General features: G+C 72.1%; 9 protein-coding genes. 4 read left to right on the top strand and 5 right to left on the bottom strand.

Annotated features, from left to right (window positions below):
• The 3 genes from R7226_RS09500 to R7226_RS09490 all read right to left on the bottom strand — a co-directional run.
• The coding region (locus R7226_RS09500) for a 2-oxo acid dehydrogenase subunit E2 (protein ID WP_318596843.1) at positions 1-1,571 on the bottom strand (1,571 nt) is incomplete at its 3' end.
• A gap of 111 nt (positions 1,572-1,682) precedes the next feature.
• Positions 1,683-2,054, bottom strand: coding sequence for a hypothetical protein (locus R7226_RS09495; RefSeq protein WP_318596841.1), 372 nt, complete (start codon positions 2,052-2,054; stop codon positions 1,683-1,685).
• Positions 2,051-2,698, bottom strand: coding sequence for an NUDIX hydrolase (locus R7226_RS09490; protein ID WP_318596840.1), 648 nt, complete (start codon positions 2,696-2,698; stop codon positions 2,051-2,053). The genes R7226_RS09495 and R7226_RS09490 overlap by 4 nt, the downstream gene beginning before the upstream one ends.
• An 86-nt stretch (positions 2,699-2,784) precedes the next feature.
• Here R7226_RS09490 and R7226_RS09485 point away from each other — a divergent pair, with 86 nt between their 5' ends.
• Positions 2,785-4,392 carry an FAD-binding oxidoreductase gene (locus tag R7226_RS09485; protein ID WP_318596838.1) on the top strand — a complete coding sequence of 536 codons (1,608 nt, stop codon included), beginning with the start codon at positions 2,785-2,787 and terminating at the stop codon, positions 4,390-4,392.
• Between the two features lie 498 nt (positions 4,393-4,890).
• Entirely contained in the window at positions 4,891-5,481 is a 591-nt protein-coding gene (locus R7226_RS09480) for an ArsR/SmtB family transcription factor (RefSeq protein ID WP_318596837.1), read from the top strand.
• Positions 5,482-5,571: 90 nt separating this feature from the next.
• Here the strand turns inward: R7226_RS09480 and R7226_RS09475 are convergent, their stop codons facing one another.
• Both R7226_RS09475 and R7226_RS09470 read right to left on the bottom strand, forming a co-directional pair.
• A complete protein-coding gene (locus R7226_RS09475; RefSeq protein WP_318596835.1) occupies positions 5,572-5,898 on the bottom strand; it encodes a hypothetical protein in 327 nt (108 codons plus the stop codon).
• Positions 5,899-5,948: 50 nt separating this feature from the next.
• A complete protein-coding gene (locus tag R7226_RS09470) occupies positions 5,949-6,329 on the bottom strand; it encodes a VOC family protein (protein WP_318596834.1) in 381 nt (126 codons plus the stop codon).
• A gap of 138 nt (positions 6,330-6,467) precedes the next feature.
• Here R7226_RS09470 and R7226_RS09465 point away from each other — a divergent pair, with 138 nt between their 5' ends.
• A complete protein-coding gene (locus R7226_RS09465) occupies positions 6,468-9,368 on the top strand; it encodes an amidase family protein (RefSeq protein ID WP_318596833.1) in 2,901 nt (966 codons plus the stop codon).
• Between the two features lie 189 nt (positions 9,369-9,557).
• Positions 9,558-12,497, top strand: a complete 2,940-nt coding sequence (locus R7226_RS09460) for an amidase (protein WP_318596832.1) — start codon at positions 9,558-9,560, stop codon at positions 12,495-12,497.
• The last annotated feature ends 68 nt before the right edge of the window (positions 12,498-12,565 follow it).

Below are 12,565 nucleotides of genomic sequence, written 5' to 3'. Positions count from 1 at the left end.
GGGGCGGCCGCCGGAGCGGCCGCGAGCGTCGCGGCGGCCTGCGCGGCGGGCGCGGGCGGCGGCGGCAGCGCCGGCAGCGCGACGCCGAGGTCCTGGAAGACCTGCTCGTAGAAGTCGCTCTCGCCCTGGAGCAGCTGCTCGATCCGCTGCAGGAAGCGGCCGGACTCAGCGCCCTGGATGATGCGGTGGTCGTAGGTCGAGGTCATCGACATGACCTTCTCGGCGCCGATCAGCTCGCCGATCGCGCCGAGACCGACCGGGTAGGCGATCGAGCCGGTCGCGACGATCGTGCCCTGGCCGGTCATCAGCCGCGGCACGGAGGCGACGGTGCCGATCCCGCCCGGGTTCGTCAGCGTGACGTTGCCGCCGGTCAGGTCGTCGGCGGTCAGCGTGTTCGTGCGCGCCTTCTCGACGAGCGCGTTGTAGGCGTCGAGGAAGCCTCTGAAGCTGAGCTGGTCGGCCTGTCTGATGACCGGGACCATCAGCGTGCGGCTGCCGTCCTTCTTCTCGACGTCGACGGCGAGGCCGAGGTTGACGCCGCCGTCGTCGACGCGATGCGGCTTGCCGTCGATCTCGGCGAAATGGTGCGCCATCACCGGCAGGTCGTGGCCCGCTCTGGCGATCGCGTAGGCGATCAGGTGCGTGAACGAGACCTTCACGCCGCCGGCCTTCAGCTGCTTGCGGCGGGCGTCGAGCGTCGTCGTCGTGAGCGTGCGGAAGGAGGTCGCCGTCGGGATCGAGCGCGACTCGTCCATGTATCTGGCGAGCATCGCCGCGCCGCCCTTGATGAGCGTCGCGCCGGCGGGCTTCGCCGCGGCGGCCGTGCCGTTCTTCGAGCGGCCACCGTTCTCGGCGGCGGCGAGCACGTCGTCCTTGACGATCCGGCCGGCGCGGCCGGAGCCGGCGACGGCGTCGAGCGGGACGCCGAGCGCGGCGGCCGCGCGGCGCGCGATCGGAGAGGCGTTGCCGGACTCGTCGAGCTGGCCCGGAGCGGCGCCCGGGGAGGGGGCGGCGGCGGGCGTGCTGTCGCCGCCGGTCGCGGTCGGCGCGGCGGGACCGGCGCCGGTCGCGTTCATGCGCGCCAGCACCTGGCCGACGGTGACGGTGTCGCCGGCGGCGACGAGCAGTTCGGTGACGGTGCCGGACGCGGGCGCGGGCACCTCGGCGTCGACCTTGTCGGTTGAGATCTCGACGATCGTCTCGTCGGCGGCGATCGTGCCGCCGGCCTCGACGTGCCATTCGAGCACGACGCCCTCGTTGACCGACTCGCCCATCTGGGGCATGACGATCTCGATCTCCTGGGCCTCGCCGGACGGGGCGGCGTCAGCGGCTGGCGCGCCGCCGTTCCCGTTGCTCGGCGCGGCCGCGCCGTCGCCGGGGGCGATCTCGGCGAGCACTGCGCCGACGGTGACGGTGTCACCCTCGGCGGCGAAGATTCTCACGACGGTGCCTGAGGTAGGGGCCGGAACCTCGGCGTCGACCTTGTCGGTCGAGATCTCGACGAGCGTTTCGTCAGCTTCGATCGAGTCGCCCTCAGCCTTGTGCCATTCGAGGACGGTACCTTCCGCCACCGAATCGCCCATCTGGGGCATGACCACCTGGACTGTCGTGTCCACGGACATCTCGTTGTCTGACAATAGCGATTCGTCGGCGTCGAGCATGTCCACGTGATCGGTTCCCTCTTAGGAAGTTTGAACAGGGTTGTCTCGGCGTCGCCGATGCTGCTCCCAGAGGAAGCCGGCGGTGCCCGCGAAGGGGCCGAGCCCGCCGATCACGGCGACGACGACGGCGAGCCAGAAAGGGATCGTGCGACGGCGCGCGGCGACGATGCAGAGCAGCGACATCGCTATCCAGATCAGGCCGTGCGCCCAGCCGAGCAGCAGCGTCGCGGTCTCGTTCTCGGGGCCGAACGCGAACACGAGCAGTCCCGCGTAGACGCCGGAGTGGACGAACGACAGGATCTCGAGGAAGCGGAAGGAGGGGAAGCGGTGCAGGCTCGGTGCCTCTTCCCGCGCCCGCACGCGCGCGAGCGGATCGGCCGGGGCGGCCTTCATGCCAGCAGCGTCGCCATGCGGCGAACCGTCTCGTCGGCCTCGGCGGGCCACTGCTCGATCGCCGCCGGCCACCAGGCGTGGGCGTCGTGCTCGTCGTCGGGGACCGCCTCGGCGCCGGGCGGCAGCCAGGCCAGCCCGACGAGGAAGGCGAGCCCGTTCGGCGTCGCCGCCAGCGCCTCGACCGTCAGCCGCTCGGGCACGACCGACCACTCCTCCTCCAGCTCGCGCGTCATCGCCTCGACCGGACACTCGCCGATCTCGACCGCGCCGCCGGCGCCGAGCGTCCAGCGACCGGTCCACGACGCCAGCCACGCCGCCCGCCGCCCGGCCAGCCAGCGACCGTCGGCGTCGCGCACGACGCAGAGGACCGAGACGCTGCGCACGTCGGTGCTGCCGGTCAGCCGCAGCGACCAGCGCGCCGGCTGCAGTTCGAGATGCAGCCCGCCGTCGCGCTGCTCGAAGGAGGAGAGCCGCGCGGCGAGCCCGTCGTGGCTCGGGGAGCCGCGCTCGCGCAGCGCGGCCAGCGCCGCGTCGGCCGCGGCGGTGTCGGCGGCGGCGGGCACGAAGGCGTCGTCGCGCCAGGCGCAGGTGACGCGGTCGGGCGTCCAGGGACCGCGGGCGAGCATGTCGTGGGTCGCTGCCACGTCATGGACATTAGATGCTCGCGCCGCGCGGCGGGCCCGCGCGGTTACCCGTGCGCGGGGCGGCGCCGGCCGCATAGACTCGCGTCGTGGCGCGGCTGCGCAACCACTGGGGCTGGGGGTGGGAGGACGAGGCGCTCGCGCCCGACCAGCTGCGCGCGGCCGCCGCCGGCCTCGCGCAGCACCTTGGCTTCGGCGCGCCGGAACCTGAGCCGGCGGTGCCGCTGGAGCGCGTCGTGCTGCCGGATTCGCGCCTGCGCGCGCCCGCGAGCGCGCGTGAGGGACTGTTCGCCGACGACCTGCCGACGCGCGTGCGCCACACCTACGGTCGCGCCTACCGCGATGTCGTGCGCGGTTTCCGCGGTCGCTTCGACCATCCGCCCGACCTCGTCGCGCGCCCGCGCGACGAGCGCGAGGTCGAGCAGGTGCTGGAGTGGGCGGCCGGCGCCGGCGCGGCCGTGATCCCGTTCGGCGGCGGCACGAGCGTCGTCGGCGGCGTCGAGGCGCGCGTCGCCGGCGCGTACGCCGGCGCGGTCTCGCTCGACCTGACGGCGCTCGACCGCGTGCTGGAGGTCGACCCCGTCTCGCGCGCGGCGCGGATCGAGGGCGGGATTCTCGGGCCGGCGCTGGAGGCGGGGCTGGCGCCGCACGGGCTGACGCTGCGCCACTACCCGCAGTCGTTCCAGTTCTCGACGCTCGGCGGCTGGATCGTGACGCGCGCCGGTGGCCATTTCGCGACGTTGCAGACGCACGTCGACGACCTCGTCGAGTCGGTCCGCGCGATCACGCCGGTCGGCCTGTGGGAGTCGCGGCGGCTGCCGGGCTCCGGTGCCGGGCCGAGCCCCGACCGGCTGCTGCTTGGCTCCGAGGGGACGCTGGGGATCGTCACCGAGGCGTGGCTGCGGGTGCGGCCCAAGCCCGTCCACCGCGCCGGGCGCGCGGTGCGCTTCGCGACCTTCGAGCAGGGCGGCGCGGCGCTGCGCGCGCTCGCGCAGTCGGGTCTGCACCCGGAGAACTGCCGCCTGATCGACGCGCGTGAGGCGGCGCTGACGTTCGCCGGCGACGGCTCGGCGGCGCTGCTGGTGCTCGGCTTCGAGTCTGCCCACGAGCCGGTCGACGGACGGCTGGCGAGCGCGCTTGCGCTCTGCCGCGAGGCCGGCGGGACGTGGGAGGAGCGGGCCGAAGGGGCGCGCGGCGGCGCGGTCGGCAGCTGGCGGGAGGCGTTCCTGCGCGCGCCGTACGTGCGCGACGTGCTGGTCGCGATCGGGGTGCTGTCGGAGACGTTCGAGACGGCGATCACGTGGGATCGCTTCGACGGCTTCGTCAGCGCCGTGCGCGAGGCTGTTGGCACGGCGGTGCGCGAGCAGTGCGGGGAGGGGCTGGTGACCTGTCGCGTCACGCACGTCTACCCCGACGGCGCGGCGCCCTACTTCACCGTCGTGGCACCGGTCGCGCGCGGGGAGGAGGTCGAGCGCTGGGACGCGATCAAGCAGGTCGCCGGCGAGGCGATCCTGGCGGCCGGCGGCACGATCACCCACCACCACGCCGTCGGCCGCGACCACCGCCCGTGGTACGACCGGCAGCGGCCGGAGCCATTCGCCGAGGCGCTCCGAGGTGCCAAGTCGGCTGTCGACCCGGCCGGAATCCTGAATCCTGGGGTTCTGCTCGGTCCAAGTGGTCCGGCGCGGGCGCGTTGAACACCATCTGCTGTTCTTCACCATTCCTGTGCAGTAGCTGCCGAGCGCCGGTCGGTATGCTCGACTGGTAAAGAACCTTTGTCTGGTTCAGCTGGCTGAATCGCCGTCGTCTGAACAGCAGCATTCAGTAGTGAACTTTCAGCGCTTGGCCTTGATTGGCTCGCCCGCGCGACGAAGCATTTGCGGCGATGACAGCCTCGCTGCCGCCGTCCTGTCCGCCCCCGAACCGGCGATCGCACATCCCCCAGCGATCGTCGCGGTGTCCTGTGCGCGCCCCCTTCCAAGCGCACCGGCACGCTGGCCCGGCCGCTCCTCCCGCAGCGGCCGACGCTTGCTAGCGAAGGCGACAACGGTGCACGAGCACTGCAGGGCGGCCTTGGCGGGCCGCAAGCTCGCCAAGGCCGCCCGCAGCAGCGGCTGTCGCGCGTACGCTCCCGCGACCGCGCGACAGCCGCTGCTGTCATCCCAGGTTGCAGCGAACCGTCGCGGAGGTCGCCGATGAACCAGCCCCTGCCCGAGTCGCCCGACGTCGTCGACGCGCGCGTCGTCAAGGCGCTCTCGCACCCCACGCGGGTGCGCATCCTCGAACTGCTGCAGGCGCGTGAGCTGGCCAGCCCGGTCGAGCTGTCGAGTGAGCTCGACATCCCGCTCGGGACCGTCAGCTACCACGTCAGACGGCTGGAGCAGCTCGGCTTCATCGAGCTGGCGACCCGCACCCAGCGGCGCGGCGCGATCGAGCACCACTACCGCGCCCGCGCCGCGCTCGACCAGCCCCGCCGCAGGCGCCGCCGCCGCGCCGCCAGTGAGGACGGCGCCGCGCCCGGAGAGGTCGCCGCGCGGCTGCTCGACGACGCCCACGGCGCGCTCGCGCGCGGCGGCTTCGACGCCGTCGAGGCGCGTGCCGACTCGCGCGCGCTGCGGCTCGACGAGCGCGGTTGCAGACAGGCGCGCGCGCTGCTGGAGCGGTGGGCGGCGAGGCTGGAGGCGGTCGAGCTGTCCAGCGCCCGCCGGATCGCGAGAGCGAACGGCAATGGCAACGGCGGGCGCACGTCGACCGCCGTCGTGCTGCTGTTCCCGCTCGACGACTGAGGCGTCGGCGGGCGCGCGGGCGCGGCACCGGCCGCGCTCACGCGTGATGCGCCCGCCGTGTCCGACGGCGGGCGCGGCGCCGCGGCTTCGCTAGACGCTGCGGCGCTCGAGGTCGCTGGTCGCGCCGCCGCCGACCGTGGTCGTCGCGACCGCGTCGACGACGTCCTCCTCCTGCTCCTCCAGCTCGTTGTCGTGCTGGCCGTCGCAGAGGACGCGGAAGTTGCCCGACGTGCCGCTGTCGGTCTGGATCGTGATGCCGGGGAGGATCTCCTCGCCCTCCTCGAAACCGAGTCGCTCGATGTCGAAGTGCGCCATCCCGATCCCGAAGGCGGTGTGGGTGGGGTTCTCGCGGTCGTGTGCGGCGATCGCCTGGGCGAAGCGCTCGAGGTTCTTCGCGACTTTGCTCGTGTCGGCCATCGTGTGAGGGAGCCTAGCGCGGGTCCGGCGACAGGGCCAGTGAGCCGCTGTCAGGCCCGTTCGATCAGCTCGATCCGGTAGCCGTCGGGGTCGCGCACGAAGCAGAGCCGCGAGCCGCCCTCGCGCACCCGGTACGGCGGCTTCTCGGGCGTGATGCCCTGTCTCGCGAGCTGCTCCAGCGTCGCGTCGAGGTCGGCCGCGGAGATCGCGATGTGGCCGTAGCCGGTGCCGATCTCGTACGGCTCTTCGCGCCCGATGTTGTACGTCAGCTCCAGCCGCGCGACGTCGCCGTCGCCCGGCATGTTCATGAAGACGTTGACCGCCTCCTCGCGGATCGGCACGCGCCGGACCTCCTCGAAGCCGAGCGCCTCGTAGAAGGCGATGGAGCGATCGAGCTCGAGGACTCGGTAACAGGTGTGGATGAACGCCATGCAGCCCAGCCTAGCGAGCGATCCGAGCGCCGCACCGACCGACGGTCCCAACCGCCGTCGCGATCTTCCGACCGCCGGTCCATGGTCTTCGCGGCGGTGCGCTCCTAGGGTCGGCGGCTTCCCCACGAAGGAGTCTCGTTGCACCGCTCTCGAAGATCCCTCCCAGCGGCCGGGGCCGCGCTGGCAGCGCTCGCCGGCGGCCTGTTCGCGGCGGCGCCGGCGTCCGCCTTCAACTACGTCCCGGCCGCCAACGGCGCCACCTGGGGCGTCCACGACGGCGCCGCGCCGGCGCTCGACACCGGCTCGATCCGCAACGTCGTCGGCTCGGACGCGCTGATCGGCTTCGGCGGCATCCGCGTGCGCGTCGCGCAGAGCCCGCAGCCGCGCTTCAACGGCGAGCTGATGCGCGGCTTCGGGTTGCGCTTCGACAACTACGAGGACTTCAGATCGACGAGCGCGATCGATCTCGGCGGGATCGAGATCTCCCGCGCCATCCACGTCGAGCGCTCGGCCAACTGGACCCGCTGGGTCGACACCTTCACGAACACGACCAACCAGACGCAGACGGTCGAGGTCGTCTTCGGCGGGCAGACCGGCTACACCCGGACGGTCGGCAGCAACGGCAGCAACTCGGCCGGCTGGCAGACGGGCATCGTCGAGACCAGCAGAAACGACGGGGCGCTGACGGCGGCCGACAGATGGTCGCTCGTGCAGGCACCGGTGGAGAACGCTGACACAGCGCCCAGATTCAGCGGCCCCTCCGGCGTCGCCTTCGGCTCGATCTCGCGCAGCTCGAACTTCTTCACCGGCGCCTTCGACAACGCGATCGCGACCAGCGGCCACGAGGCCAACTACCAGGGCTACGCGAACACGCTGACGCTGAGACCGGGCGAGACGAGATCGCTCGTCAACTTCGTCGTGATCGGCACCCGCACCGAGACGCCGGCGACCGAGCTGGCGACCGTCCGAACGGCCGTCACCGACCTCGTCGCCGACCCGGTGCTCGACGACCTCTCCGTCGGCGAGCTGTGCACGATCGCGAACTGGCCGCTCGCCGGCCTGACGATCCCGGGCTTCGACCCGGCCGACTGCGCGGCCGCCGTGCCGACGCAGATCCCGACGAGAGAGGCCGGCGACGAACCGGAGGCGATGACCGCCTCGCCGTACGACGTGACCGGCAAGACGCTGACGCAGCTGCAGGCCGACATGGTCTCCGGCGCGACGACGTCGGAGCAGATCACGCGCGCCTACCTCGACCGCATCGCCGCGTACGACGTCGGCCCGTTCGGCTTCCACTCGTACATCACCGTCGCCAGAGACGCGATGGCGCAGGCGCGGGCCGCCGACGCCGCACGCGCCGCCGGCAAGAGCAGCCCCGTGCTCGGCATCCCGGTCGCGGTGAAGGACCTCTACAGCACCAAGGACATGCCGACGACCGGCGGCTCGCTCGTCTTCGACGGCTTCCAACCCAACAAGGACGCCTTCCAGGTCGCGAAGCTGCGCGACGCCGGCGCCGTCATCCTCGGCAAGGCCAACCTGTCCGAGTACGCCAACTCCGGCTTCTTCAGCGAGAGCGGCTACGGCCAGGTGTGGAACGCCTTCGGCCCGTCGAAGTCGTCGATCGGCTCCTCCGGCGGCTCGGCGACGGCGGTCGCGGCGTCGCTCGCGGCGGTCGCGCTCGGCTCGCAGACCGGCGACTCGCTGTGGGGCCCCTCCTCGGGCGCCTCGCTGTACTCGCTGCGCGGCACCGACGGCATCGCCTCCGGCAGCCGCGTGATGCCGCTGACGTGGGGCCAGGACTTCGGCGGCACGATGGCGCGCTCGCTGCCCGACCTCACCGCGATGCTGAACGTCACGACCGGCACCGACCCGGAGGACGAGTGGACGGTCGAGGCCAACGCCGACGCCCGCCGCCCGGCCGACTGGTCGACGGCGCTGGATCCGAACGCGCTCAGAGGCAAGACGATCGGCTACTACGCCGCCGCCTTCCCGGCCGGCTTCGGCATGCCGGCGACGCGTGACGCGATGCTGGCGTCGTTCGCGTCCTTCAGAGCGGCCGGCGCCAACGTCGTCGAGATCCCGGCGCCGCCGAGCGGCCCGCCGAGCAGCAACGCCCTCCTCGGCGACCGCGGCTTCGAGGGCTGGGCGCGCTGGCTCGAGCAGCACCCGGAGTCGGCCTACGACGACGCCGCGCAGATCATCACGTCGCAGAGACGGCTCGTCTACAGCCGCTACAGAGGCGCGTACAGCGGCAGCGGCCGCATGACCAGCTCGCAGGTCGCGTTCTGGAAGCAGTACCGCGCCAGCTACAAGGCGATCCTCGCCAGATGGATGGACGACAACGGCGTCGACGCCGTCGTCTACCCGGGCCTGCTGAGCGACATCGGCCTCAACGACACGGTCACGCCGAGCTTCGCTCGCATCGATCCGCAGTCGTCGGCCTCCGGCGTCCCGACGGTGATATTCCCGGGCGGGAGCAACAACCACGGCGAGCCGTTCAACCTGCAGCTGCAGGGCCGTGCCTTCGACGACGCGAAGCTGATCGGCTACGCGTACGCGTACGACCGCATCCAGCAGGGTCACCGCGAGACCGACAAGGCGCCGGCGCTGCCGTACGACCCGTCGTACACGCCGAGACCGATCGTGATCGAGAAGCCGGCGCCGCCGGTGACCACGCCGCCGGCCCCGGCGCCCGCCAGACCGGTCGCCAGAAGAGTGGCGATCAGCGCGACGTTCGCGAGAACGGCGACCGTCAGAGGCGGCAAGGTGCGGTTCGTGCTCGCCAACAGATCGGCGGCGAGCGTGACCGGCACGGTGACGCTGCGGGCGAAGGTCGGCAGACGCACGATCGTGCTCGGCAGCGCGAAGGTGAGCGTCGGGGCGAGAGGTCGCAAGACGCTCGTCGTGACGCTGACCAGAGCGGCGAAGAGAGCGCTCGGCAGACGCGCGAGAATCGCCGCGACGGCGACCTACGCGCTGAGCAACCCCACCGGCGCCAAGACGACGAAGACGGCGAAGCTGACGATCAGGCTGCGCTGAGACGGCCGGCGGCCCGGCGCGCCGCAACGCGCCGGACCGTCGTTCGACCACCGGTCGGAATCGCGATCCCGAGGTTCCGACCGGCGGTCCATGGTCAACGCGACGGCCGCTCCTTAGGCTCAGACGATCTGATGACCGCGGCGTCCCAGGCGCCGCGGTCCCGTCGTGCTGACCTGACAAGGAGAACCCTTGCCGTCTCGTCCCAGACGCTCCCCGGAGCACTCCCCGCCGCGCGGGCGCCGCGCCGGGCTCGCCGCGATCGCGGCCCTGACCGCAGGCCTCGCCGTCGCCGCGCCGGCATCGGCGGTCAACTACGTGAGAACCGCCAACGGCGCGCTGCTTGCGATCAACGACGCTGCCGCGCCAGGACTCGACACCGGGGCGATCGGCAGAGCCTATGGCGCAGCCGTCGCCAACCAGAACAGCGACGCCGCCGTCTACGGCTTCGGCGGAATCCGCGTCGCCGTCGACACGCAGCCGACGCCGCGCCTCAACGGCGAGGTGATGCGCGGGTTCGGGCTGCGCTTCGACGGTCTGGAGCGGTTCACGACGACGAAGGCCGTCCAGCTGGGACAGGTCTCGATCGCACGCGACATCCTCGTCGAGCGCGGCGACGTCTACACGCGCTACTTCGACACGTTCTCGAACACCAGCGCGACGCCGGTGAGAGTCTCCGTCTCCTTCGGCGGCGCGCTCGGCATCAACCGCAACAACAGACAGAGCGCCGTCGCCGCGACGTCCAGCAGCGACAGAGCGATCGGCTCCGACGACTCGTGGGTGACGGTTCACTCGCCGTCGCCGGGCTACAGCTTCAGCGGTCCCGTCGGCGTCGCGCTCGGCACGCCGGCGGTCTTCGCCGGCTTCAGCGGGACCGGCCAATACCAGCGCGACCCGTTCCTCACGCCGCTGCCGACGACCGGCCAGCAGGCCAACTTCTATGGCTACAACGCGACGCTGACGCTCCAGCCCGGCGAGACGAGATCGATCGCCCGCTTCGTCGTTGTCGGCAGAGTCGAGACGTCGGGCACCGCCGGCCAGCAGGTCACCGCCGTCAACGGCGCCGTCGCCGGTCTTGCGGCCGCGCCGGACTTCGCCGGCCTCTCGACCGCCCAGATCTGCTCGCTCGCCAACTGGGACCTGAGCACGGTCCCGGGCTTCAACGTCGCTGACTGCGCCGCGGTCAGACCGCTCGAGGTGGACCCGCCGCAGCAGGCGCAGGAGCCCGTCACGAGCTCGCCGTACGACGTCGTCGGCAAGTCGCTGACGCAGCTGCAGGCCGACATGACAGCCGGCGTGACGACCTCCGAGGAGATCACCCGCGCCTACCTCGACCGCATCGCCGCGTATGACACCGGCCAGTTCGGCTTCCATGCCTTCATCCACGTCTCCGAGACGGCGATCGACCAGGCTCGCGCCGCCGATCGCGCCCGCGCGGCAGGCAAGAGAAGCCCGGTGCTCGGCATCCCGGTCGCGGTCAAGGATCTCTACGACACGAAGGACATGCCGACGACCGACGGCACGTACGCGCTCGACGGCTACGTCCCGAGAAGCGACGCCTTCCAGGTTGCGAAGCTGCGCGACGCCGGCGCCGTGATCCTCGGCAAGGCCAACCTCTCGCAGTTCGCCAACTCCGGTAGCCAGAGCGACTCCAGCTACGGCCAGGTCTGGAACGCCTTCAAGCCGTCGAAGTCCTCGCTCGGCTCCTCGGGCGGCTCGGCCGTCTCGGTCGCGGCCAGCATGGCCGCGTTCGCAATGGGCACGCAGACGGGCGTCTCGCTCTACGCGCCGTCGACCGGCGCCGGCCTGGCGACCTTCCGCGGCACCGACGGCATGCAGTCGGCCAGCGGCGTGATGCCGCTGACCTGGGCGACCGACTACGCCGGCGCGATCGGCCGCACGGTCTCCGATCTCGCCGGGATCCTCAACGTCGTCGCGGGCACCGACCCGGCTGATGAGCAGACGCTCGCGACCGACGCGCACAAGCCGGCCGACTGGGCCGCGTACCTCGACGCGAACGCGCTGAGAGGCAAGAAGATCGGTTACCTGCCCGCCTCGTTCGTCTCGGGCTTCGCCTCCGACGACGGCACCGCCGACGCGGTCAGAGCGAGATTCGCCGCGATCGAGGCCGCGGGCGGCACGATGGTCGAGATGTCGGGCGCACCGACGAGACCGGCCAATGGCGCCAGCGGCGGCAACGCCAACGTCGAGGGCTGGGAGCGCTACATCGCTGCCCATCCCGAGTTCCCCTACGCGTCGGCTGCGGGCATCCTCCAGTCGCCGAGAAACCTGCCGTACAACCGCACCGGCGGCACGGCGAGAGGCTACGACGACGAGAACGCCGCGAGACTGCTCAAGTTCCGCGCCGACTACCGCGTCACCGTCGCGCAGTGGATGGACCAGTTCGGCGTCGACGCCGTCGTCTACCCGGGCTTCCTCAGCGACGTCTACGACAACGACAGCTCCGCCGCCGACTCCGGGCTCAGCTCCGACCGCGGCTCGGGCGTCCTGACGCAGAACGCCGGCCTGCCGACGGTGATCCTGCCGGTCGGCACCAATCCGCACGGCGACCCGATCTCGATGCAGCTGATGGGCCGCGAGTGGAGCGACCCGCAGATCCTCGGGATGGGCTACGCGCTGGAGCGGGCGACCGGTCCGCGCCCGCAGGCGACGACCGCGCCGGCGCTCAGATACGTCGCCGGCACCACGCCGAGACCGATCGTGATCGAGGTCCCCGGCCCGTCGGTGACGCTGCCGCCGGTCCAGACGCCCCCGCAGGAGTCGAGACCGACGCCGACCCCGACGAGAGTCGCGATCGCGACGACGCTGCCGAAGACGGCGACCGTCAGAGGCGGCAAGGTCCGCTTCGTGCTCGCCAACAGATCGGCCGCGAGGCTGACCGGCACCGTGACGCTGCGGGCGAAGGTCGGCAGACGCACGATCGTGCTCGGCAGCGCGAAGGTGAGCGTCGGAGCGAGAGGTCGCAAGACGCTCGTCGTGACGCTGACCAGAGCGGCCAGAAGAGCGTTGGGCAGACGCGCCAAGATCGCCGCGACGGCGACCTACGCGCTCAGAAACCCGACCGGGGCGACGGCCACGAAGAAGGCCAAGCTCACGATCAGACTGCGCTGAGGAGGCGTGGGCGCGCCGCGGCGCGCCGCCCACGAGTCGCAGGCAGTTCCCGGCGGCGGTCCGGCTCT

Source organism: Conexibacter stalactiti (genome assembly GCF_033542075.1).
Classification (GTDB): domain Bacteria; phylum Actinomycetota; class Thermoleophilia; order Solirubrobacterales; family Solirubrobacteraceae; genus Conexibacter; species Conexibacter stalactiti.
This window is presented reverse-complemented; position numbering and strand designations above follow the sequence as displayed.